The organism is Neopararhizobium haloflavum (assembly GCF_002750855.1).
Taxonomy (GTDB): Bacteria; Pseudomonadota; Alphaproteobacteria; order Rhizobiales; family Rhizobiaceae; genus Georhizobium; species Georhizobium haloflavum.
On record NZ_NWUC01000007.1, the window covers coordinates 284,237 to 308,503 of the forward strand.

At 63.0% G+C, this 24,267-nt stretch carries 19 protein-coding genes and 1 pseudogene; 6 read left to right on the top strand and 14 right to left on the bottom strand.

Translation table 11 applies throughout. The features are described 5' to 3' along the window. Nucleotides 1-44: 44 nt before the first annotated feature. From CN673_RS16305 to CN673_RS16315, 3 genes are all read right to left on the bottom strand, one after another. Nucleotides 45-1,034 (bottom strand): fatty acid desaturase, encoded by a 990-nt coding sequence (locus CN673_RS16305; RefSeq protein ID WP_099867494.1) that lies wholly within the window; start codon nt 1,032-1,034, stop codon nt 45-47. Between the two features lie 145 nt (nt 1,035-1,179). After that, the gene (locus tag CN673_RS16310; protein ID WP_099867426.1) at nt 1,180-1,497 is read right to left on the bottom strand and encodes a TraR/DksA family transcriptional regulator; all 318 of its coding nucleotides are present in this window, start codon (nt 1,495-1,497) and stop codon (nt 1,180-1,182) included. A 20-nt stretch (nt 1,498-1,517) separates the two neighbouring features. Next, nucleotides 1,518-4,295 carry a bifunctional acetate--CoA ligase family protein/GNAT family N-acetyltransferase gene (locus CN673_RS16315; RefSeq protein ID WP_099867427.1) on the bottom strand — a complete coding sequence of 926 codons (2,778 nt, stop codon included), beginning with the start codon at nt 4,293-4,295 and terminating at the stop codon, nt 1,518-1,520. A 136-nt stretch (nt 4,296-4,431) separates the two neighbouring features. Between CN673_RS16315 and CN673_RS16320 the strand changes: the two genes are divergently transcribed. The 5 genes and pseudogenes from CN673_RS16320 to CN673_RS16340 form a co-directional block, all read left to right on the top strand. Beyond that, nucleotides 4,432-5,265: a universal stress protein gene (locus CN673_RS16320; protein WP_099867428.1), complete on the top strand. Its 834-nt coding sequence runs from the start codon at nt 4,432-4,434 to the stop codon at nt 5,263-5,265. Between the two features lie 158 nt (nt 5,266-5,423). Beyond that, a complete protein-coding gene (locus tag CN673_RS16325) occupies nt 5,424-7,781 on the top strand; it encodes a heavy metal translocating P-type ATPase (RefSeq protein ID WP_099867429.1) in 2,358 nt (785 codons plus the stop codon). Nucleotides 7,782-7,851: 70 nt separating this feature from the next. Beyond that, nucleotides 7,852-8,688 (top strand): universal stress protein, encoded by an 837-nt coding sequence (locus CN673_RS16330; RefSeq protein ID WP_099867430.1) that lies wholly within the window; start codon nt 7,852-7,854, stop codon nt 8,686-8,688. Nucleotides 8,689-8,697: 9 nt separating this feature from the next. Further along, nucleotides 8,698-9,021 carry a c-type cytochrome gene (locus CN673_RS16335; RefSeq protein ID WP_099867431.1) on the top strand — a complete coding sequence of 108 codons (324 nt, stop codon included), beginning with the start codon at nt 8,698-8,700 and terminating at the stop codon, nt 9,019-9,021. A 262-nt stretch (nt 9,022-9,283) separates the two neighbouring features. Further along, nucleotides 9,284-10,978 (top strand): annotated as a pseudogene (locus tag CN673_RS16340) (CRISPR-associated endonuclease Cas3''); the annotation flags it as partial. Nucleotides 10,979-11,116: 138 nt separating this feature from the next. Here the strand turns inward: CN673_RS16340 and CN673_RS16345 are convergent. From CN673_RS16345 to CN673_RS16375, 7 genes are all read right to left on the bottom strand, one after another. Further along, nucleotides 11,117-12,079 carry a D-2-hydroxyacid dehydrogenase gene (locus CN673_RS16345; protein WP_099867432.1) on the bottom strand — a complete coding sequence of 321 codons (963 nt, stop codon included), beginning with the start codon at nt 12,077-12,079 and terminating at the stop codon, nt 11,117-11,119. Continuing rightward, nucleotides 12,079-13,146, bottom strand: coding sequence for an Ldh family oxidoreductase (locus CN673_RS16350; protein ID WP_099867433.1), 1,068 nt, complete (start codon nt 13,144-13,146; stop codon nt 12,079-12,081). The genes CN673_RS16345 and CN673_RS16350 overlap by 1 nt, the downstream gene beginning before the upstream one ends. Continuing rightward, nucleotides 13,143-14,039 (bottom strand): NAD(P)-dependent oxidoreductase, encoded by an 897-nt coding sequence (locus CN673_RS16355; protein WP_099867434.1) that lies wholly within the window; start codon nt 14,037-14,039, stop codon nt 13,143-13,145. Before CN673_RS16355 ends, CN673_RS16350 begins: the two co-directional genes overlap by 4 nt. Nucleotides 14,040-14,058: 19 nt before the next feature. Next, on the bottom strand, nt 14,059-15,552 hold the full coding sequence (locus tag CN673_RS16360; RefSeq protein ID WP_099867435.1) for a tripartite tricarboxylate transporter permease: 1,494 nt from the start codon (nt 15,550-15,552) through the stop codon (nt 14,059-14,061). A gap of 18 nt (nt 15,553-15,570) precedes the next feature. Continuing rightward, nucleotides 15,571-16,038, bottom strand: coding sequence for a tripartite tricarboxylate transporter TctB family protein (locus CN673_RS16365; protein ID WP_099867436.1), 468 nt, complete (start codon nt 16,036-16,038; stop codon nt 15,571-15,573). Nucleotides 16,039-16,041: 3 nt separating this feature from the next. After that, nucleotides 16,042-17,016, bottom strand: coding sequence for a tripartite tricarboxylate transporter substrate binding protein (locus tag CN673_RS16370; protein ID WP_099867437.1), 975 nt, complete (start codon nt 17,014-17,016; stop codon nt 16,042-16,044). Between the two features lie 91 nt (nt 17,017-17,107). Continuing rightward, on the bottom strand, nt 17,108-17,782 hold the full coding sequence (locus CN673_RS16375) for an RraA family protein (RefSeq protein WP_099867438.1): 675 nt from the start codon (nt 17,780-17,782) through the stop codon (nt 17,108-17,110). Nucleotides 17,783-17,889: 107 nt separating this feature from the next. Between CN673_RS16375 and CN673_RS16380 the strand changes: the two genes are divergently transcribed. Continuing rightward, on the top strand, nt 17,890-18,795 hold the full coding sequence (locus CN673_RS16380) for a LysR family transcriptional regulator (protein ID WP_245409957.1): 906 nt from the start codon (nt 17,890-17,892) through the stop codon (nt 18,793-18,795). Between the two features lie 86 nt (nt 18,796-18,881). Here CN673_RS16380 and CN673_RS16385 read toward each other — a convergent pair whose 3' ends face one another. From CN673_RS16385 to CN673_RS16400, 4 genes are all read right to left on the bottom strand, one after another. Further along, a complete protein-coding gene (locus tag CN673_RS16385) occupies nt 18,882-20,132 on the bottom strand; it encodes a DUF5996 family protein (protein ID WP_099867440.1) in 1,251 nt (416 codons plus the stop codon). A gap of 58 nt (nt 20,133-20,190) precedes the next feature. Then, complete coding sequence (locus CN673_RS16390; protein WP_099867441.1) at nt 20,191-21,126, bottom strand: pirin family protein; 936 nt, start codon at nt 21,124-21,126, stop codon at nt 20,191-20,193. A gap of 140 nt (nt 21,127-21,266) precedes the next feature. Further along, nucleotides 21,267-22,211: a LysR family transcriptional regulator gene (locus CN673_RS16395; protein ID WP_099867442.1), complete on the bottom strand. Its 945-nt coding sequence runs from the start codon at nt 22,209-22,211 to the stop codon at nt 21,267-21,269. A gap of 166 nt (nt 22,212-22,377) precedes the next feature. Then, nucleotides 22,378-24,222: a sigma-54 interaction domain-containing protein gene (locus CN673_RS16400; protein WP_099867495.1), complete on the bottom strand. Its 1,845-nt coding sequence runs from the start codon at nt 24,220-24,222 to the stop codon at nt 22,378-22,380. Nucleotides 24,223-24,267 lie beyond the last annotated feature (45 nt).

Sequence of the window (24,267 nt, forward strand, 5' to 3'; positions counted from 1 at the left end):
GGCTCGGACATTCCAATAGGATCTGGTCCGGTCACACCCGGCAATCAGGCCGCAGCAAGACGGGCCTCGCGAAATGATACGAGCCGGCCTGCCCGTTCGTCCCACAGGACGAGTTTGACGCAGCGCAGACTCTCGATAAACGTGATGCGGCCGATGTCGTGAAGAGCCGGGTGGTCCCGCAAGACCTCCGGCAGGCGATAGAACGGAACCTTCGCCGAAAGATGATGGACATGGTGCATACCGATGTTCCCGGTGATCCAGCGCAGCGGCAGCGGCAGATCATAATGCGAACTGCCATGCAGGGCGGCGTGATGGAAGTTCCAATCCTCGCCATCCGACCAGTGCGTTTCCTCGAACTGGTGCTGGACGTAAAAGAGCCAGACGCCGGCCGTCGCCGCCATCAGCGTCACCGGCAACTGCACCAGGAGGAACGGCACCACACCGACGAGCCACATGAGGCCGGCAACGGGCGCCGCGATCGCCAGATTGGTGGCGAGCGTTGACGTCCAGGGCGAAGCACCGGCGCGCATCAGTCCAACCGGCAACCGATACTGGCAGATGAACAGCCAGGCCGGGCCGAGACCGAACATCACTAGCGGATGACGATAGAGGCGGTAGCGCACCCTGCCGAGCCGAGACAGGGCACGATATTCGGCGACAGTCAGCGTCGTGATGTCGCCAAGGCCCCGCTTGTCCAGATTGCCCGCCGTCGCGTGGTGGACGGCGTGCGTGCGACGCCAGTAGTCGTAGGGAGTGAGCGTCACGACGCCGATGATCCGCCCGATCCAGTCGTTTACGCCGCGGCGGGCGAAAAGCGTACCATGTCCGCAATCATGCTGCAGGATGAAGAGGCGAACGAGGAAACCGGCGGTCGGAACGGTCAGGACGAGGCCCCACCAATATCCGTTCACGACGGCAAGGGCCGTTAGCGACCACAACGCGACAAACGGCACCACGGTCGCGCCCAACTCGAACAGGCTGCGCGCAGGGTCGGGCTGCCGATAGCGTGCCAACACGGCCTGCCAGGCACGCATTTCGCTTTTCGCATCGGTACCGGCAATGGGGCGATTGTCCACGTGCTCTCCGAAATTGCGCGCGCCCGCGAAGAGCGCGCATCATGCGGATGCCGTCGTATCGTCATCGTGGTCCAGATGCCAGCAAATTTGATGGCGCCACTGATCACAGCGCGCAGTCGCGACAACGGGTCGCTGTGGGAACCGCCTCAAGCCGCGCGCTCGAGATCTCCGCCCCGCACACAGCGCACGAGCCATAGGTGCCCAACCGGATCCTCTCGAGCGCTGCGTCGATCCGGCGCAGTTCCTCAAAAGCGTCCTCGTCCATTTCCGTCAACACTTCGTCGTTCTCTCGCTGGATCGCCTGATCATTCAAGTCACGATCACCCGGTTGATGCAGATCCGCGCCGATCCTTTCGCGCCGGCGGCGCAGTTCCTCCCGTCGGGCTTCCAGAATGGTCTTGTAGCCGGCCGTATCAATCATCGCGGTAGTGCTCCATGGTGTCAGGCCAAAGGGTGCAGATTCTCGATCTTTCGTGTCGAACGCTGTTGCCGCATTTCGTGTGAGGTATCGAAATCGGACCGGATCGCGTTGCGCGTTTGACCGAGAGACAATTCACGCACAACGAGCACGGCATCGACCTCGTCGTGCGATGGCTGCTCCAAGAAGCCGAGTTTGTGACAGAGTGCGCGCATGCGGCCGTTGGCATTGAGGACGAGCCCATGGAGCCGCTTAAGGCCACAGGCGGTCGCATAGCTGATCAACTCACGCAACAGCATCCCCCCTATGCCTTGAGCCTGTCGGTCGCTACGCACGATCAGGGCAAACTCGGCATCGAGACCCTGGCTGTCGGCCGTGTACCGTGCGACACCCAATAGATCTTCCGAGACTGCATCGATGGCTACGAGCGCCATTTCCCGATCGAAATCGATCTGGGTCCAGCGTGCAAAATCCGTATGGTCAAAATGTCTGCGGGCCGCGAAAAGCCGCATTCGGATATCTTCCGCCGCCATGTTCTCGAAAAATGTCGGGTACAGCGCTTCATCGGTGGCCATGATCGGTCTGATGATGATGGCACGGCGCGCATTGTCGCGCCGACTTGTCTCGACGCCCTCCGGCCATGGCGCGATCGCAAGGTGCCGGTCAGAACGATCGTGCACCGGCGTGAGAATTGCGCGGGCATCAAGCGCAATGACGCCTTTCTCATCGACCAGCAATGGATTGACATCCAGTTCGGTAACCTCTGGCAGATCACGCGCCAGGCGCGACAACCGCATGAGCGTGTCGACAACCGCCTCGATGTTCGCCGGGGGCACGTGCCGATATCCCCTCAGAAGGCGGGATACGCGCGTACGAGCGAGCATGGCCCTTGCCAGATTGTCATCGAGCGGCGGCAACTCCACCGCTTTGTCGTCCAGCACCTCGACGGCCGTTCCGCCCGCTCCGACAAGGACTGTCGCTCCGAATGTGCGATCGTGACTGATGCCGACGATCAGCTTGTGGGCCTTGCTACGCTCGATCATCGGCTGAATGGCAAAGCCGGCTATGATCGCTTGGGGCCGCGCCTTCTTGACGCCTGCAAGCATCTCCCTCGCAGCCGCATTCACCTGCTCCGGGGATTTGAGCCCGAGCCGAACACCGCCGACATCGCTCTTGTGGGTGATGTCGGGCGAAACGATCTTCAGAACGAGCGCGCGACCGTCTGCGGAGTCCGAAAGCAACCTTGCAGCGACGCCCTCGGCTTCGTCTGGCGTCGCTGCGAATTCGGTAGGCGCGACAGGCACACCATAGGTTGCGATCAAGGCTTTGGTGTCGCTTTCGCTCAGCACATGGGTGCCCGACGCAAGCCGGTCGGCGACCAGGGCACGTGCTGACCGGTCATCGACGCAAAGGCTTTGCTCCGTGCGGTCTGGTTGGCGCATCACGGTCTCACGACCACGCGAGAAAGCCACCAGATGTGCCAGTGCGCGGATCGCGTCCTCCGGTGAATCGAAAGTCGGGATCGCCGCTTGCTCAAAGAGCCGGCGCGCTCCCTCAACCGAGCGGCCGCCGAGCCAGCACGTCATGACGGGCTTGTGCCAGTCACGTGCATTGCGATGCGCCGATACCGTCTCACAAACCCGTCGGGCGGTCTCCTCCGCCGACGAGACGGAGGTCGGGCAGCGCAGTACCAGAACAGCGTGCACGGCGGGGTCATCAAGCAACACTGCAACAGCATCTGCATAGCGCTGACCATCGGCATCACCGATGATGTCGACTGGGTTTGCACGGGGCCAGCTTGCCGGTAGCACACCATCAAGCTTTCGCAGCGTCTCCTGTCCCAGGCGTGCCAGCTGACCATTCAGATCCAGCAGTCGGTCCGCGGCGATGATACCGGCGCCGCCGCCATTGGTTGCTATCGCGAGGCTCTCTCCCGTGAAGGGTCGCTGACGGCTGAGAAGCTCGGCCGCATCGAACAGCTCTTCGAGCGCGTGAACCCGTACCAGTCCGCAGCGGCGGAAGGCCGCATCGTAAACAAGGTCCGAGCCCGTCAGCGCGCCGGTATGTGATAACGCCGCGCGGGCACCTTCGGGATGCCGACCCACTTTCATGACGACGACTGGCTTGAGCCGCGCGGCTCTCCGCGCAGCCGACAGGAAACTCCGCGCGTCGAGCACCGCCTCCAGGTAGACCAGGATCGCCGAAGTCTTCGCATCATCAGCGAAGTGGTCGATCAATTCGGGCAGATCGATATCGATCGCATTGCCCAGTGACACCATGCCCGAAAAGCCGATCGACCTCGCGCTTGCCCAATCCAGAGCCGACGTGAGGATGGCGCCTGACTGCGACAGGAATGCGAGACGCCCCTTGTCGGGTGTGACTGGCGCGAAGCTGGCATTGACGCCGACATGAGGGAGAATGAGACCGAGACAATTCGGGCCCAACAGCCGCATCTTGCCGCGCCTGGCGATGGCGGCCAAAGTGGCCTGGTCGTCCTTGCTGAATCCGGCCGTAATGAGGATCGCTGCGCCCGCACCAAGGCCAGCCAATGTCTCCACGACCGTGCGCACCGCGCTTGCCGGCACGGCGATCACCGCAAGATCCGGCGCCTGCGGCAGCTTCGCCACATCCCGGTAACACCGGCGATTCCAGATTGTCTTGTACTTGGGGTTGACCAGCCAGAGCGTGCCGGCAAATCCGCCCGCCATGACATTTTCGACCACGGCGCGCCCGATCGAGCCCTTGCGTTCGCTCGCGCCTATCACGGCTATCGATCTGGGATCGAAAAATCGGTCATCCATCTGGCACGCTCCGGGCCGGCTCGGGCATCACACTTCCGCTCCTACCTCGCCCAGGGGTTCCGCTCGTTGATCTGCATCAAGGAGATGGCGTCGCGTTGCCGCTATTGCGCAAGTATGTCGGCAAAGGGGGCGTAACATGCGCACGAAGAGCATTCTTCAGTTCGTGATTTCTGGCGAGGACAAACATCATCTCGATGACGCGGTGAACTTTGCCGAGGCGAATGGCTTGCATCTGAGGATCGTCGTGCCAGGCATTGTCCCGGAGGATCCCATTGCCCTTGAAACCACGCGGGGCCTGCGCAACTGGAGCGAACGACGCACAAAGGTGCTCCACGAGATGGAGCAACTGGCCGAGACCATGGAGCAGACCTTGCAGAATCGGGGCGTAGCTGGAGACGTGTCACATCATCTGTGTGAGGAACGGGACCTGGCGACGTTGGCCGGCCTGCATGCGCGCTATGTCGATCTTGCGCTATGGCGAAAACCGGCCGCACCGAGCAAACGGCATCAACAGCTTCTCCTCGGCCTGATCTTCCAGAGCGGCCGCCCGCTGATGGTCACACCGGACGGTCGCCAGCCGACAATCGAGCCGAAACGCGTCATCATCGCCTGGAACGGACGCCTTGAAGCCGTCCGAGCCGTCCACGCCTCGCTCGACCTTCTTTCCGCCGCCGACCAGGTTAGCGTCGCGATGATTGATCCGAGCTTCGCCCAGTGGGGCAATGGCCAGGAGCCCGGCTTCGACATCGCCAGTCTTCTGGCGCGTCACACCATACCAACCGACGTCATTCGTATGGAATCCAAGGGCCGCGAGCCTGGCATTCTGCTTGGTGAGAAGGCACAGGAATTCGGCGCCGATCTGATCATCATGGGCGCCTACGGCCACTCCCGGCTGCGCGAATGGGTGCTCGGCGGAACGAGCCGACACATGCTGAGCGAGACCGCGGTCCCCATCATGATGATGCATTGAGCGAACACGCGCGCCGAGGCGACCCATGCGCTGAAGCGGGCACCGGCATCCCCGTCTTCGCGACGATGCATCTTTGTCGACGGCCAACCAGCTTGATGCCGATCAATCCGTTCCATCTTCGATCGTGATACCGCATGCTCTGACGCGATGAACGGACGATGACGGAAACTCAAGCGATAAACCTGGCCAGCCGCGACGCGCGCTCACAGTCCGGCGCCATCTTCGGTCAAGCAAGCCTGCGACAGCGGCGTTGGCCCTTCATCTATTGGCTCTTCGGCTTCACCTTCGCGGCCTGGTTCATCGGCGGTGCGCTTTGGCTCGTCGAACGACCCGCGCTCGCCCATGCGGCATGGTGGGCTGGCACGGTCATTGTCCTCGCATCGCTGCTGGTCGCGATGGTGCGCGCGTTCATGGCAGGGCGGATCGGCGTGGATGCCATCGCCTTCATCTCGATGGCCGCCGCGCTCGCCCTTTCCGAGACATTCGTCGGCAACGTCATTGCAATCATGTACGCTGGCGGCAATGTGCTGGAAGCCTACGCCGTCGGTCGCGCCGAGCGCGATCTTTCGGCGCTTGAAGCTCGCGCTCCGACAAAGGCTCACAGGGTTGCCGGCGACCGAATCGAGGACATTTCGGCTGCGTCTGTCGCGCCGGGTGACCGCCTTTTGGTCAAGCCCGGCGAAATCCTGCCGGTGGACGGGACACTCCAGTCGGACGAGGCGGAAATCGACGAGTCGACGATGACCGGCGAACCGCTTCCGGTAAATCACCGGAAAGGCGACATCGTTCGCAGCGGAACCCTGAACGCTGCCGGCGGCTTCGAAATGAGTGCGCTCGCAACCGCCGATGCCAGTACCTATGCCGGCCTCCTGCGCCTCGTCGGTTCGGCCCGTGCGGAACGAGCACCCTTCGTGCGCATGGCCGATCGGCTGGCGATCGTTCTGCTTCCCCTGACGCTGGCGCTCGGTGGTGTGGCATGGTGGATTACCGGCGATCCGACACGCGCGCTCGCCGTTCTGGTCGTGGCAACTCCCTGCCCCTTGATCCTGGCTGCGCCGGTGGCATTCATCTCGGGCGTGTCGCGAACTGCCCGCAAGGGGGTGCTGCTGCGCGGCGGAAGCGTGATCGAAGCCCTCGCCGAGGTGAGGACGGCCATTTTCGACAAGACGGGAACTTTGACCGAAGGCCGCGCCAGACTGATCGGCATCGCGACCGCTCCCGGCATTACGGGCGATGTCGTCTTGCGCGCTGCGGCATCGCTCGAGCAGGCCTCGCACCATGCGCTGGCCGCTTCGGTTGTCGAGGCCGCCACAGCGAGCGGACACTCGCTGCACATCCCGTCGCATGTGCGCGAGTTCCACGGCTCGGGCGTCGAGGGAATGGTCGACGGACAGGCCGTGAAGATCGGTTCGATCGGACTTTTTGAGCCCACCGCCACATCCACCGAATGGATCCGCCACGGGCTACGGCGTGCCAGACGTCAAGGTGCGTTGACCATACTGGTCGCGATCGACGGGAAAGTGGCCGGCATGCTCATCATGGCGGACAAGCTCCGTCCGGAGGCGGCCGCAAGCGTGCGATGGCTCCGACACCTCGGAATCGATCGCCTCGTGATGCTGACGGGGGACACGCAGGAAGGGGCCGACCGCGTCGCAGCAGGCTTGCAGCTTGATGCGGTGTTTGCCGGTTGCGCACCTGCCGAGAAACTCGAGATCCTGCGCCAGGAGACGCAGCGTGCGCCGGTTCTGATGATCGGCGACGGCATCAATGACGCACCATCGCTCGCCGCGGCACATGTCGGGATCGCGCTCGGTGCGCGAGGCGGCAGCGCGGCCTCTCAATCGGCCGATGCCGTCGTTTTGGTCGACGCGATCGATCGGGTTGCGCAGGCCGTTCACATCGCGCAAGACACCCGGCGCATCGCCAGGCAAAGCGTCGTCGCGGGCCTTGCGCTGTCGCTCGTTGCCATGATCGTCGCTGCCTTTGGATATTTGCCGCCGGTCGCCGGGGCGCTGACGCAGGAAGCGATCGATGTCGCCGTCATACTCAACGCGTTGCGGGCACTCGGCCCCATCGCCCGCGCCGAACGCAAGGACGCGGGCGACCGGTTGCAGGTCGAGCGCGAACACAGGGCCATCGCCAGGGCGGTGGACCGACTTCAGGAGATGTCGGACAAACTCGACGACGAGGCGTCTGGGCAGGCAACGTCGGCAATCCTTGCAGATGCCGTTGCGCTGGCCCGTCGAACGATCCTCGATCACGAAATACGCGACGACCGCGAACGCTATGCCAGGGGGCCGGATGGGCGACAGGACCGCGCCGTCGTGACCGCGCTCGGCTATGCCCACAGCGAAATCTTCATGCTCGTTCAACGTCTCGAAACGATTGCCGAAGAGTGCGCCCGCACCGAAGCAGGCAAGGAGCTGATCGGTGAAGCCCGGCAACTGATCGACGAACTGGCGACATGGGTCCGGCTCCACAACGCCATCGAGGATTCGCTCGCTTCCGGACTTTGATCGAACGCAATGCGCAGATCAGCCGCTTGCCGGAGTGTGGCGGGACAACGAACGGCTAGGAGCATGGACGATGGCCTACAGAACGCTATTGAACGTTGCGGGGATCGGGCAGGGCGACGGCGACATCAACATCGCGCTTGATCTGTGTGAGGAGATCAACGCGCATCTCTCGCTCTTTCTCATCGGGATCGCCGCCCCGCCCCCGGTCGGCGAATATGCCGTCGGACTTTCCGATGCCTGGCTCGAAGAGCGAGAAGAGGACCTTTCCCGGCTGGGCGAACGCGCTGAGGCGCTGGAGTCGATTCTGGCAAGGCGCGGACTGTCGGCCGACCTTGCGAGCGAATATGTCGAGCAGGCTGCAGCGGACAATGCGATCGGGGTGCGCGCCCGCTATGCCGACCTGGCAATGGTCGGCCCCGATACGCTTTCGACGGTCAATCTCAAGCGCTGCATCGCCGACGGGGTGCTCTTTCACGCCCAGCGCCCGCTGCTTCTGGTCCCTTCCGCCGGCAAGGTCAGCCTTCGGCCGCGCAAGATTCTCGTCGGATGGAACTCAAGCCTCGAGGCGGCGCGCGCGGTACGCGAAGCGGCGGACATGATCGCGGCGGCCGATGATGTGCGTATCGTCATGGTCGATCCGCAATCGACAGACCGCGCCAACGGCCCAGAGCCCGGCGCCGATGTCGCCGCCTTTCTGGCACGCCACGGCGCAAGGGTCACCGTCGACCGCTTGCCGAGCGCGGGAATGCCGGTCGCCGATCTGCTGAAACGGCACGCAACGGACATGGCAGCCGACATGATCGTCGTCGGAGCCTATGGCCATACCCGGCTGCGCGAGCGGCTGTTCGGTGGCGTCACCCGGTCGATGCTGGACAGCGCACCGGTCCCCGTCTTCATGGCACGCTGAGAAACGGCCATGCTCGTAGCGCCGCGCATCATCGCCTGTCTGGCGATCGTCCTTTATGGCGGCCTTGAAGCCCGCGCCGACCCGGAGGTCGGCCGGGCGCTGGCCACACAATACTGCTCCGGCTGTCACGCCATCGCAGAGCGAGGCACCAGCCCGCACCCACAGGCACCCACGTTCCGTTCGCTCTCCGAGCGCTATCCGATCGACGCCCTTGAGGAAACGTTCATCGACCGCATCGACACCGGACACGCAGCGATGCCCGTATTCGACGCATCCCCCCACCAGATCGCCGACATCCTGGACTACATCGCCACGGTGATGGAGGAGGAATGATGGTGGGACACCGAGATATTCCCGAGTTCTGTCGATACCGGTAGCTCTGGGCTCGGCACGCATCGCAAAGTGGGCGGAACCCGCCACGCCAGAAGCCCTCTCTTTCAATGGTACGGACAAGAGCCGCATATCGTTGATTGGTATGCGTTCCCCATGCTGCGTCGCAGCTTGCCAGTAACGGCACCAATGAGGCAGTGTTCGAACAACCATAGGGAGTAGGCAGAGGGGGACTGTTCGCAAAAGAAGAGCACCGAGGGGAGCGATGAAATTCCATGCGCATTCGGGGAACCAGCAGGACAAGAGCGACTGGCAACCTCTTCGAGACCACTCGGAAAGCGTAGCTGCACTGGCGGCCTCGTTCGCCGAGCTGTTGGGACTGGAGCGCGCGGCCTATTTTGCAGGACTGCTGCACGACCTCGGCAAATATAACCCCGCGTTTCAAGAAAAGCTCGATGGAGCTCTCCTGGCGGTCGACCATTCTACTGCCGGGGCATTCATCTTGATCGACCGCCTGCAAGGCGAGATGCGTGCAGGACGCGCGACGCCGATCGACGCGATGGCAGCGCAGCTGATCGCCTATTGCATTCTGGGCCATCACGCTGGGCTACCTGACAAGCATACCCAAGAGGCCGGATGCTATGTGCGTCGACTGGACGGGTTCAACGCCAAGCTTGACCCGAAATGGGAAAGCGAGGTGCCGTTCGATCTTCACGATCTGCTGCCTGAACATCTGGCGCGCCGCATTTTCTCGCGCGGCGACAAAGGCTATTTCGACCTGTCACTCGTCGCGCGCTTCCTGTTCTCGTGTCTGGTCGATGCCGATTTCAAGGATACCGAAGCGCACTACGCGACAATGGACGGCCGCCGGCTGGATCGCGACTGGTCGCGCCGTCAGGACCTGCTGCCAGCCTTCACGGCGACGCTTGATAGCGAACTGGCAGCGAAGGCCGCTGGCAACGCCGCGCTCAATCGGCTCAGAAGCGAAATCCTCGCCCATGCACGCGCCAAGGCTGAAGCCGGGCCCGGCCTTTTCACGCTCACCGTGCCGACCGGCGGCGGCAAGACGCTGACTTCGCTCGCCTTTGCGCTCGACCACGCGAAGGCGCACGGCCTTTCCCGGATCATCTACGCAATTCCATTCACCTCGATCATAGACCAGACGGCGAAAATCTTCCGTGACATCCTCGGTGAAGAGCATGTGCTGGAGCATCACAGCGCCATCGAGGAAACGGCCAAAAGCGAAACCAGCCGCCTGAAGCGGCGCGCGCCGGATACGCGCGACAGGCTGCGGCTCGCCATGGAGGACTGGGCCGCACCCGTCGTGGTGACCACCAATGTGCAATTCTTCGAAAGCCTATTTGCCGCGCGCACCTCGCGGGCACGCAAGCTGCACAATATCGCGGGCTCGATCATCATACTCGACGAGGCGCAGACCATCCCGCGCCCGCTGCTCAGGCCCTGTGTTCGCATGCTGGACAGCCTCGCCCATGTGCTCGGTTGCACGATCGTTCTGTGCACGGCGACCCAGCCGGCGCTCGCGCAGAAGCGTGCCGACGGTAGGCCGGGTTTCGCCGGTGGGCTCGATCTGACGCCGGAGCGGGAGCTGGCGCCGGACCCGGGCGCCCTAGCCAGCCGGTTGCGCCGGGCGAGGATCAAAACCGCCGACAGGATGGAGAATGACGCGCTGGTTGAGGCGATCGACGGCGATCCTCAATCCCTCGTCATCGTCAACAGCCGCAAGCACGCGCTCGAACTTTATCGAGCCGCCCGTCGAACAGAACTTGAAGGCCTCGTGCATCTGACAACCCGGCAATGCGCGGCACACCGCCGGGAAATCCTTGCCGATATCCGCTCGCGCCTCGCTTCCGGACAGTCCTGCCGGGTTATCGCGACGAGCCTTGTCGAAGCCGGTGTCGACCTCGATTTCCCGCGCGTTTGGCGGGCAGAGGCCGGCCTCGATTCAATTATACACGGAGGCGCGGATAGAAAATTCCAGCGCTCGCCCGACACCTGCTCGATGACGCGTCGCTTCCCCTCGCGCGGCCCCCTCGCCCCACACGGCGCTGCGTCACGAATGCCGACAAATTTCCGTCCGTCAGACCACCACGTTGCGGGGGTGATTTGCGAAATAGGCTTCGATGTTTCCGATCAGTTGATCGGCCAGGTTCTGGATGGCCTCACGGCTGGCCCAGGCGACGTGCGGGGTGACGATCACATTGGGCCTTTGGGCCAGCCGGTGGAGGACATGTCCGTCTGCTAGCGGCTCGCTGGTGGCGACATCGAATCCGGCGGCACCGACCTGCCCTGCCTCCAATGCGGCTTCGAGGGCGTCTTCGTCGACCAGCCCGCCGCGGGCGGTGTTGATGAGTATCGGCTGCCTCTCCATCCGGTCGAACTCCGCCTTGCCGATCAGATTGCGGGTCGACGGCATGAGCGGGCAGTGCAGCGTGATCACGTCCGCGGTGCGGATCACCTCGTCAAACGGCGTATAGAGCGGACCCATGCCCGCAACGCCCTTGTAGGCGGCAAAGACGACATCCATTCCGAAGGCATCGCCCAGCCTGGCGACGGCCTTGCCAAGCGCCCCGTCGCCGATGATGCCGAGCCGGGCGCCGGACAGGTCGGCGATCGGATAGTCGAAATAGCAGAACTGCGCGGCCTCCTGCCAGCGCCCGTCGATCACCGATTGACGGTAGGCAAAGAGGCTGCGCCGCAACGCAAGGACAAGTGCGAAGGTGTGCTCCGGAACGGTGCTGCCGGCATAGCCGCGTATGTTGCTGACCGTGACGCCTCTGGCCCGACAGGCGGAAAGGTCGATCCCGTCATAGCCGGTGGCCGCCACCGCGATGAGCTTCAGGTGCGGGGCGGCCTGGAGCGCTTCGGCGTCGATCGCGACCTTGTTCGTGATCACGACATCAGCGTCGTGGATGCGTTCGGCCACCTCGTTTGGGGCGGTGCGCGGATACGCCCTGACATCACAGGCAAAGTCCGGCTTTCGCAGGACCGTCTCGGCGCTGAGCGTTTCGCGGTCGAGGAAGACGATCTGCTTTTGTCCCATCAGCCGGCCACCTTCTGCTTCTGAGGCAAAGGCGGCGCACCGACCGTGCGCGCGATCACATGAAGATCGGCAAGCACGTTCTCCGGAAGCGCAATGCCGGTGCGCGTCACCTTTTGTTCGCGTTGCTTCTCGATCTCGCCCGGCATCAGGATCGCATCGAAGCCATCGGCCGTGGCGCACGCCTTCAGTTCTGTGACGAGATCGCGAACCCGCTCGGCAAGATGTGTGCCGACATGCGTTTTCGACACGTCAATCAGGAGGAGGAAGTGCCCGATATCCTGCGGCGTCACGAAATCACTGTAGAGATTGCCGAGAGATCCGGCGAAACGGCCGCCGGACAGCGCGCCGCACAGCACCTCCACCATGATCGCCAGCGCCGAACCTTTCGCGCCGGAGAGCGGCAGAACCACGCCCTTTTCTGCGCTGACGCCGCTGGTGGTCGGCTTGCCGTTGGCGTCGAGCGCCCAGCCTTCCGGAATAGTCTCGCCCCGCTTGGCGGCCTCCACGATCTTGCCGCGGGCCACCACCGACGTCGCCATGTCCATCAGGAGCGGCGTGTCGCCGAGGATCGGGGTACCGAACGTGATGGGATTGGTCCCGATCACCGGTTCGCGGCCGCCGAAGACAGTCATGGAGGGCGGCGCATTGGTCATCCAAATCGCGATACACCCGGCAGCAACAGCCTTTTCGACGTAGTAGGACCCCGCTCCGTTATGGTTGGAATGGGCGATCGCGGCGGCGCAAACGCCGTTCTCCCGGGCGATGGCGAGGGCGGCGTCCAGTGCGCGTTCGCTGACGACCGGCCCCGGGCCATTGTCGCCATCCACATGAAGGAAGGAGGGAGCCGTGCGCTCGAATTTGACCTGCGGCGCGGCCTTGACCACACCCGCCTTGATGCGTTCGGCATAGATCGGGATGCGCGTGAGACCATGCGAGGCATGCCCACGCAGATCGGCGTGCAGGAGAACGTTCGTCACGATCGATGCGTCGCCGGACGAAAGCCCGACGGCCTCGAAGACACCGCATGAGAATCGCGCCATCGCATCGGTCGAATACACGACACTCATCGGCCTTCTCCTTCGCTAAGGCCATTCAACGTCTCGTAGAGCAGCCCCATCGCAGCGCTGTCGAGCCCTGCGTGGCCGTTGTTGCAGGTCGCGATCAGCATCTGGTGGGCAAGGTTAGTCGCCGGCTGCGTGATGTTGAAATGACTGCCCACCGCATTGGCGATGCCGAGGTCCTTACGCATCAGTTCTGCGCGAAAACCGGGTTGCAGGCTGTCGTCCAGATAGCGCAGCGCGTGTGCCTCCAATACGCCGCTCCGCGCCGCACCGGTGGAAAGCACCTCGCGCATGACCTTCGGGTCGACGCCAGCTGCTCGGGCAAGCCCGATCGCCTCGAAGACACCCATCATGTTGATCGAGACCATCAACTGATTGCAGGCCTTGACTGCCTGACCGGCACCAAGCGGACCAACATGGTGGATGTTCTTGCCCATCGCCTGCAGAACATCTCTTGCGCGTTCGAAGTCCTTTCCCGCCCCACCGCACATGATGGTCAGCGTGCCGCTGTCGGCCCCCTTTGCCCCGCCGCTGACCGGCGCATCGATGACCGAGGCACCTGCCTTGGCGAGCGCCCGGGCGATTTCGGTCGTCTCGAAAGGTGCAATGGTCGAGCAATCGATCAAAAGGCCGTTGTCCCAACGACCCGCAGCCAGGCCCGACTCGCCCTCCACGAGCGCCCTCAATGCGCTGGCGTCCGGGACGCAGGTCACGATCACATCACAGCGTGCCGCGAGTTCCGCCGGGTTTTCCGCAACGCACGCGCCGATCTTGCGAAAGATGTCTGCCTTGTCCGGCGAACGGGTCGTGACCACGAGGTCGAAGCCTGCTTCGGCCACGTTGCGTGCCATGCCGGCACCCATCACGCCGAGGCCGATGAATCCAATCGTCTTCTTCAATAGTCATCTCCGTGGTCGATCATTGCGCGGTCCTTGCCTCGCGCCGGCGGAACATCGACAGCGCGACGACACCGACGACAACAGCTGCCAGAGACAGGGTGACCGGATTGGTGAGGAACGGTTCGAACGAGCCGCGGCTGCGCGTCAACGCCTGACGAACCGCCTCCTCGAACGGCGGCGTGATGATGAAGGCGATCAGGAGCGGGGCCACGGGAACGCCGGTTCGGTTGAACACGAAGCCGAGAACGCCGGCGCCGAGCATCACGAACACATCAAGGATGTTGTTGCGCGCGACATAGCTGCCTGCGACGCAGATGACCGCGACGCAGGGCATCAGATAGATTTTCGGTATGCGCAGCGTCTGTGCCAGGACCCGCACGGCCGGATATCCGATCAACCCCATCAAGAGTGTCGAGGCGAGAAGCGCGAAGTAGATCGTATAGACGACGTCGGGCGAGTTGATGAAAATCAGGGGCCCCGGTGTGACACCCTGCAATACGAGCGCCCCGAGCAGGATCGCCGTCACGGCATCGCCGGGAATGCCGAGCGCCAGGGTCGGGATGAAGGTCGCACCGACGACCGCATTGTTCGCGCTCTCAGACACCGCGACGCCGCGCGGGTCGCCCTTGCCGAACGTACCGCTTTTGCCGGCAGCACGCTTGGCATCCGCATAGGCGAGGAAGGAGGCGATGGTCGCGCCAATCCCCGGCAGAATGCCGATGCACGATCCGATCGCCGAGGCCCGCGTCATCGGCATGACGCATCGTCCAATCTCACCGAGGCTCAGCCGGTTGGCGGTGGCATCTTCTGAGGAGAGGTCGAATTTCCGCGTCTGCTGGGAAAACTTTCGGGCAGCCTCCTCTATGATTTCTGCCACAGCGAAGAGGCCGACAAGCAGCGGAACATAGGTCAATCCATCCATCAGCGAGGTGCTGCCGAACGTGAATCGCGGGGTCCCCAGCATCGGGTCGCTTCCCACCGTCGCCAGCACCATGCCGATCGACGCGGAGAAAAGCCCCTTGACGAGGGAGGTGCCGGAAAGGATGCCGATCACCAGAAAGGTGAAGAAGAGCAGCGAGGCGATCTCGACGGGGCCGAACCCCAGCGCGAAATCCGCCAATTGCGGAGCAAGCAGGATCAGCAGTGCGATCGAGAAGACCGAACCGAAAAGCGAGGCGACGAGTGAGAGGCGCAGTGCCTTTGTCGCAAGCCCGCGCTGCGCCATCGGATAGCCGTCGAAGATCGTCGCGGCGGAGGCGGGGGTGCCCGGGGCATTGAGCAGAATGGCCGAAACGGAGCCCCCGAAAATTCCCGAGCCGTAGAGACCGATCAGCATGACCATTGCCTGGTTCGTGGGCATGAAGATCGTCAGCGGCACGGCGAGCGCAACCGCGATGTTGACCGACAGGCCGGGAATTGCGCCGATGATCAGCCCGATCGTGACTGACAATAGCAGCGTCAGCAGCGTGAGCGGTTCGGTCAGCCCGGTGAGCGCCAGGAGCATGGGGTCCATTGCGACAGCCCTTGAACGTTAGTTGAAGAGAAGGCCGTCCGGCAGCGGGACGAGGAAAAGTCTGCGAAGAATCTGGTCCACCACGAGCGGCACCGTCACAATCAGAACGGCGGCTGCGATCCAGCTGGACACGCGATAGAGCCAGAAGACCGCCGCCAGGAACAGCATGGATGCGAACAGAAATCCGATAGCCAGCATGCCGAGGCTGTAAGCCGCGAACAGCCCGACTATCGCAAGCGCCAGGCCGATACCGCCCGGAGTGGCCGCCTCATCGTCTCTCGCTTCGCGCCCGGAGGTGGCGAACATGATGATGCTGAAGACGAGAACCATGCCTCCAGCAAGGTTCGGCAGGGCCGTCGGCCCTACCGAATAGAAGTCACCGCTTCCCATCGCCATCTGGTTCGAGCCGACGGCCGGGACCATGACGGCCAGAAAGACCAGTATCGCGGCTGCCGAGAGGAAGGCGAGGATGCGGGTTGCGGTCATCGTCTATTGCGCCGCCTCGGCACTGTCGTCTCCACCACCGTTTTCGAGCGCATTGGCAACGGAATCGGACATGCTGCGCATGGCGTCTTCGAAGTCAGCGCCGGAGAGATAACCCGGAGCGATGTTGCTGCGATCCGCCACGGTGGTGAATGCCTCCGATTCCATCGCCTGGGCGAACTTGTCCTGAAGGTATTTCACCACTTCGTCGGGAGTATCGGCGGGCGCGACAAGCCCCTTCATGTTCTCCAGATTGACGTCATACCCGAGATCGGTCAGCGAGGGCACGTCCGGGATCTCCTCGGATCGATCGGATGTGGTGGCGACGGCGTTGATCGTGCCGGCCTCCATCTGTGCCTTGGCCTGGGCCGGCGTCACGATCGTCATGTCGATATGACCGCCGAGAAGCGCCGCCAGCGCGGGCGAACCACCCTGATAGGGAACATGCGTCATGTCTATTCCGGCCTCCTGCGTGAAGACGATGAAGGCTGAGTGCAGGATGCCGGCAGGACCCGAGGATCCGTAGGCCAGTTCGCCCGGCTTCTCCTTCGCTGCTTCAACGACCGCGTCGACGCTGTCGAGCCCGCTTCCCTTCTTGGTGACCATGACCATGTGCTCACGGTTGACGCGAACCACACCGCGGAAATCGTCGAGGCTGTATTGCGTCTCCATGTGGTTGGGAACAGACGTGCTTTCGCTGCCCCCGGCAACCAGCAGCGTGTAGCCATCCGGCTCCGCTGCGGCGACCATCTCGGCCGCGAGCGTTCCTGAGGCACCAGGCCGGTTTTCGACGACCAGCGGAACCGGAAACTGTTCCTGCGCTGCCGAGGCGATAAGACGCGCGGTCTGATCCGTTCCACCACCGGGCGCGAAGCCCACGATGATGCGGATCGGCTTCTCCGGCACCCATTGTGCCGCGGCAGGTGCGGCGATCGTCGCTGCCAGGCCAAGGGCCAGAAGAGCGGGCTTTGCAAAGTTCATTTCAGTTACCTCCCTAACATGATCGTTTTGGGCTACCGGCCGCTTGACCAGTCACGCCTGTTGCCGGTTCGCCTCCCTGTGCGGCGATGTCCTAAACGCCTTCGCATCCTTTGGAGCGCAGAATCTCGTCGACCCATGCCCGGTCCCATCCAGCGCCGTTGATAGCGTCCTGAATGCCGCGCTCTTTCTCCTCTTGCGCACGTGACAGCGCCAGAACCGCTTCCGCCTCCTTGCGCGGAATGCAGACAACACCGTCGAGGTCGCCGATGATGATGTCGCCGGGCTCGACCAGCATGCCGTCCAGCGAGATCGGCACATTCACTTCGCCCGGACCGTCCTTGTAGGGGCCGCGATGGCTCACGCCGGCGCCGTAGACCGGGAATGTGTCGGCACCGACGACATCCATGTCGCGCACTGCGCCATTGACGACGAAACCCACGGCACCGCGCGAGCGGGCGTGGCTTATGATCAATTCGCCGATGAGCGCATTGGTCAGATCCCCGCCGGCATCGACGACGATGACGTCGCCCTCGCGAATCATATCGGCAGCCTTGTGGATCATGAGATTGTCGCCCGGTCGCGTTTTGACAGTAACGGCGGTGCCGGCCATCACGCCACTCTTGTGCATGGGTCGCACCTTGGGCCCTGCCGCGACCATACGCGAAAGATTGTCGCTGATAATGGCGGTGGGAATTGCCGCGAAAGCCTCCACGAGAGATGGCTCGCTACGCTCATGTCCGTCCAAGACACGAAATCCAAGTGACACGTCGAAAACCTCCCTGACAATGCGTTGAGGAAAAGCTCGCAGCTTGCGCTCATGCTGTCCAATAGATTATTGGAACCATACTGATAACGATGAGGCATTAATCCATCGTGGAAACCCGTCTGCTGAAAAGCTTTGTCTGCCTCGCCGAGGAATTGCATTTTTCCAGGGCTGCAGAACGTCTCAACATCGCTCAACCAGCCTTGAGCCGGCAAATCAAACTGCTCGAGGAGCGGCTCGGCGTGATGCTTGTGCGCAGGACCAAGCGCAGTGTGGCACTGACGCCGGCAGGCATCATATTCAAGACCCGATGTCACCGTCTGCTCGATGAGCTTGAGGATGCCCGCCAGGAAGCGCAGCGGGTGGCAGCTGGGCAGGAGGGCCGACTGGCGGTGAGCTTTCTGCACTCGTCGACCTACGGGATCATGCCTCATCTTCTACGCGCGTTCCGCACCGCTCATCCACGCGCGGTGCTCGAACTGTACGAAATGACGATTACCGATCAGCTTCACGCGCTGCGGGAGGGCAAGGTCGATGTCGGGCTGATCCGCCCACCCGTGGCCGATGAGACGATCAGGACGCGCTTTCTTGGTGCGCAGCGCTTCATCATCGCGCTTCCCCAATCTCACCCGCTCGCAGGCAATACGAATCTGTCCTTGCACGCCTTGCGCAACGATCCGTTCATCTCCTTCACGGAGCGGCACAGCCCGCTCTTTTATGCGCGGATCGTCGCCATGTGCGAGACAGCCGGTTTTGTGCCCCGTGTTGCCCAGCACGCAACCCAGATTCACACGATCGTCGGCCTCGTCAGCGCGGGAATGGGCGTCTCGATCCTGCCGGAGGTCGCCAAGAACCTCAGCCTGTCCAACGTCTCGTTCGCCGAGATTACCGACAAGCCACCATCGGTGGAAATGTGCCTTGGCTGGCGCAGCGACAACGCCTCCCCGATCCTCGATTCCTTCGTCGAGATCTGCACTGTTGTCGCCGCAGAGCAACTTGGTTCCGGGGGCGGCTGACGATCAGCGGGTGATATTGCACGGATGCCCGCCGCAGCGATCTGCGGCAGACCGACGTTCTGCAGGAAGACCCGTTTGAGGGCCACTTAGGTCCGGCGCAACACGTCCTGCCATTCCGGTCGGCGGTCGATCTGTGCTTTGGCAAACGGACAGAGCGGGATGATCGAGACCCCATCGCGCCGGGCATCTTCGATCGCCTGGCGAACCAGCCTCTCGCCGACCTTGCGGCCGCGCAGTGCCGACGGCACTTCGGTGTGATCGATGATGATCAGCTTGTCGCCGGCGCGGCTGTAGGTCATCTCGGCCTCCACACCATCGACGACCACGAAGTAGCGTCCCTTCGATGCACCATCCTCGCGCTCGACAGTCGCATCGGCCGGAGACTGCGCGGCCTGAGAACGCGCGGCGTCCGGCGCGCGTGCCCGTCGCAGCCCCCCTTGTGCGCACTCCAGAAGATCACGGTCCCATCCGCCGAGGTCGGCCGCGGCCTCATAGGTAGAGACAAGGAAATTGATGAGCGCCGCTTCCGGGTCATCAGCCGACTGAACCGCATCATAGGGCAGCAGGAACTCGCCCAGTTCCTCGTGCCAGAAGGCAGCATCAGGCTGGACCGTCGCGGCCCGATAACCGCCTGGCGCCGGATAGGCGTAGGCATAGAAGGCAGGATAGTCGATGCCGCCACCACCCGGCCAGAAGCCGGCCGACGACACCTCACGATCATAGGCCTCCTGCGCCACGACGTTTGGCAAGGACGGCACGCCTCCAGGATGCAGCGGCGCGCGCCTGCCGGAAAAGCGCGTGACGGCAAGATCGAAACTGCCCCAGAAGAGGTGAACAGGACTGGATTTGCCCAGGAAGGACGTCCGAAATCGGTTGAACATCCTGTCCACCGCCACCGCTGCCTTGTGAAAACGCTGGACCGCCACGCCGTCATACGGCCGGTCACGATGATCCTCCGAGAACGGAACGGGGTTGGGAATTTCGTTCGGATTGTCGTTGAATTGCGGCGTCCCGCCAAGGTCGGATACCAGTTTCACGAACTGGTCGCGGAATGCCGCCACCGTCGATGGACCCAGCCCAAAAGACACTTGGCGACCATTGCCGCAGCGGCCGACGACCCTGTGTGCTAGCAAATCGAAAACGATCTCGATGCCGGGACCATCGGGAATTGGGGAGGATGTCAGCCCGATCGGCGTGACATAGAAAGTCGCGTGCCATGAGTGATTAAGCCACGGCGTATGCGCGAGACGGTATTTTCCGACGATCTGCAGATAAAGATGCAGTGCGGAGCAGGTCTCGCGCCAGCTGAGGTAATCGAGTTGCGGCCACGTGCTCATTCCGCTGTCTCCGTTTTGCGTCATGTCCGGAAGAGGTTGGTGGGGTCTCTCCGCATTGTCAGGCCGGAAGCGGGATGTGCTCGTCCCGATCGTTCATCGGCAAATCGAAACGCCCCTCACCCCATCGCTCGGCGCGCCATTCGGCCTTGGCTTCTTCGATGCGATCTCTGGACGACGCCACGAAGTTCCACCAGATATAGCGCGGTCCCCCAAGCGTCGCACCGCCGAGGATCATCAGCCGCGCACCTTGGTCTCCGGCTGCGACCGTGATCCTGTCTCCGGGGCGAAAGACCATCATCTGCGACGCCTCGAAAGTCTGACCTGCGACCGAAATCGATCCTTCGACGATATAGATGCCGCGGTCCTCATGGTTGTCGGGCAGCGGTAGCCGGCAGCCCGCTTCAAGCCTCACATCAGCATAGAAGGTTTCAGAAAACATCGTGGCGGGGGCGTTCTTGCCGTAGGCCTCGCCAAGAATGAGCCGCACCGAGACGCCGTGATCCTCGATCAACGGCAGCGCCTCCTTGCCATGGTGCTCGAACATCGGCGCCATATCCTCATGGCGGTCGGGCAGCGCCAGCCATGTCTGGATCCCGAACAAGCTGTTAGGCCCTGTTCGAGCCGCCGCAGACGTGCGCTCCGAATGGGTGACGCCTCGCCCGGCGACCATCCAGTTCAGCGCACCCGGGCGGATCAACTGGTCGGCGCCGGTGCTGTCGCGGTGATGAAAATCTCCGCGGAAAAGATAGGTCACGGTGCCTAGACCGATATGCGGATGGGGTCTGACATCCACCCCCTGCCCGGTGAGCAACTCCGCCGGTCCGGCCTGATCGAAGAAGATGAACGGCCCGACCATCTGTCGCTTGGGCGCTGGAAGGGCGCGCCGAACCGAAAAGCCACCGAGGTCCCTGGCGCGCGGAACGATCAGCGTTTCGATCGCATCGATGCCGACCTCATCGGGACAGCCCGGTTCGACTGCGGGGTTCCAGCTCATTCCTCGTATCCTTCCATAAGGCTCTGGCACCCTACCGGCTTTGCAAGGACGCCTCAGCAGTTCGCTTCAGGAGGCCGCGCGTGCCCATTCGCCTCGCGGATCGCCCCATGGCCAAAACTGGCAAATCGGCATCCGCCCCGCTAGTCCTTTGCGGCGCGGAACAGCGTCGCGGCATGAGGAACGCCAGGGCCCTGGCGACGCAGGCCCCAAAGCTGTGGATTGCGCTCGAAGCTCTCGATCAGCATTTCCGTCAGAACGCGCACCTTGCGGGCGGGATGCTGACCCGGCGGGCGAATGACGTATATGCCTGCCGAAGGCGGCGGATAGCGCGTCATGATCGCGACCAGCGCGCCGGAAGTCACATATTCATGGGTGATGCAGTCGGGGAGCCAGGCAATGCCCAGCCCTGCCACTGCAGCAGCGGCAAGCGCCGTGGCGTTGTCCGCCTTGAACCTACCCTGCGGCTGGACCGTGACGATCGTGTCTCCATCAAGAAATTGCCACGTCTCGGTTCCCTGCATCAGGGACTGGTGTTCGACAATATGTGCCGGGGTCTGCGGAACGCCGTGCCTGTCGATATAGTCGGGACTTGCCAGCAGCGTCCCATAGATCGGACCGACACGCCTGGCGACCAAATTGGAATCTTGAAGATACCCAACCCGGATGGCGCAGTCGAAACCTTCCGCGATCAGATCGACGAAGCGATCGCTGTAGGCGGTATGTATCTGAAGTTGAGGATGCTCCCCAGCCATCTGCGCCAGCACCGGCGCGAAATGGGTCGGTCCGAACGTGAGCGGCATGGCGACCCGCAACCGTCCGCGCAGATCGCCGGTTGGCAGGATGGATTCCCTTGCTGTGTCGATCTCGGCGCTGGCACGCGCTGCGTGCTCCCGAAAGGTCACGCCGGCTTCTGTCAGCGCGGAACCCCGGGTGGAACGTGCCACGAGTTGAGCGCCGAGCTCCGCTTCGATGCGTAAGAGCCGCCGGCTGACGATCGACTTGGACACACCGAGCCGACGCGCGGCGGCCGATACACCGCCCGCATCCGCCACAGCTACGAAGGTCTGCAGATCCTCGATATCCAATCGACCGTTCCTCTTTTGGCAGCGCAGATGCCGAGACTATGGCACCGTCGTGCCGCAAATAGGAACAGCAAATCGAAATGCGCTTAGCCGAGTATCGGCCCCGGCGTCATTCGGCACCAAGCTTGAAGGCGGCGGGGCGGATGAGCGCGCCTAGCGCGGCTTTCCGTCAGAATCCTGCCTGATCAAGGCCGAGAGCCTTGATTTTGGAATAGAGAGTGGTCGGCTTCATCGCAAGAAGCGCCGCTGCCCCACCGAGCCCGGAGACACGCCCGTTCGCCGATTGCAGCGCGCGCTTGATGTTGGCGGCCTCTGCCTGCCGCATCTCGGCGGCGGTGAGGATATCGCCCGGTCCGTCGACAGGAGCGTCCCTTTGCTTATCGCCGACTGTTTTGCCGGGCGTCTCCACCTGACTCTTGAGATGGAACTCCATGCGGTCATTGCGAGCAAGGATGGCGGCGCGTTCGATGACGTTCTGCAGCTCCCGCGCGTTGCCCGGCCATGAATAGGCTTTCAACTCCTCGATGTTGGCGCGGGTGAGCAGCGGTTCGCGAATGTTGAGACGGGCGCAGGCGATTTTCAGGAAATGCTGGGCAAGAAGCGGAATATCGTCCCGGCGCGCGCGCAGCGGCTGGCAATCGATGGGAAAGACGTTGAGCCGGAAGTAGAGGTCCTCCCGGAACCGCCCTTCGGCAGCCGCCGTCTTGAGGTCGCGATTGGTCGCAGCGATGAGCCGAATGTCGACCTCGCGGGTGCGCTCTTCGCCAATGCGCTCAAATCTCCGGTCCTGCAACACGCGAAGCAGCTTCGACTGGAGATCGAGTGGGATTTCGCCGACCTCATCGAGGAAGATCGTGCCGCCATCGGCAAGCTCGAAACGGCCGATTCTGTCGCGAACCGCCCCGGTGAAGGCACCTTTGACATGGCCAAAGAACTCGCTTTCGAAAAGATCGCGGGGAATGGCCGCGCAATTGACGCGGATGAGCGGACGGTCCCGGCGCTGAGATGCCTGATGGATCGCGCGCGCCACAAGCTCCTTGCCGGTGCCACTCTCGCCGGTGATCAGCACGTTGGCGTCGGTGGGCGCGACGAGGTCGATCTGCTGCAAGATCTTGTGGATCGGCTGCGTGTTTCCGATGATGTCGTAGTGATTGGCCTGCGTCAGGATCTCTTCCTGAAGATAGGCGTTCTCCATCTCCAGTCGCTCGCGCAGCCGCGCATTCTCCTCGAGCGTCGCCCGCAGTTTCTCCTCGTTGCGCTTGCGTTCGGAAATGTCACGGAAAACGATCACCGCGCCGATATGGGCGCCGTTGTCGCTGATCGGCGTTGAGGTGTATTCGACACGCACCGGTCGGCCGTCCTTGTGCCAGAACACTTCGTCGTCGACCGTGTTCACCGTGCCTTCGCGGAAGGCCTTGTAGATAGGACAATCGGCTGAATGGTAGTGGCTGCCGTCGGGATGCTTGTAGTGCACCATCCGGTGCATGTCCTGGCCCACCATTTCCTCGGCGCCATATCCCAGCATGGCTTCGGCGGCCGGGTTGGCGAATGTCGTGACACCATCGGCATTGACGCCGTAGATGCCTTCGCCGGCGGCGGCCAGGATGAGCTGGTTCTCGCGCTCGATCTCGCGGAAGAAGCGCTCCGCGCGCCGCCACTCCTCCAGTCCTTGGCGATGGTAGTTGTTGGCCTCTTCATCAATCGTCCGCCGGCGCCTGGCTTTCAGATCGCATATGCGCAGCAGGAGATACGCTCTGCTCCCGCGGCGAACCGAAAGCGCGCTATGCTCGACGTCGGACTTTCCATTGGCCTCCCCTTCCAGGGCGATATCGCGGCTGAAGGCATGCCCGCGCTCAAGCGCCTCCTCCGTCATCACATGCAATGCCGCAAGCGAACGCTGGTAGAGCCGCGTGACTTTTGTCTGCTTGAGCGTCGCGCAGTCCGTTCCGAATAGCGCAGCCGCAGCTGCATTCACGCGGATTATGCGATTTGTGGCGGGTTCAACCACCATCATGGCCTCGATGTCGCGATCGAACCCATCCGAAAGAACCTGGGATAG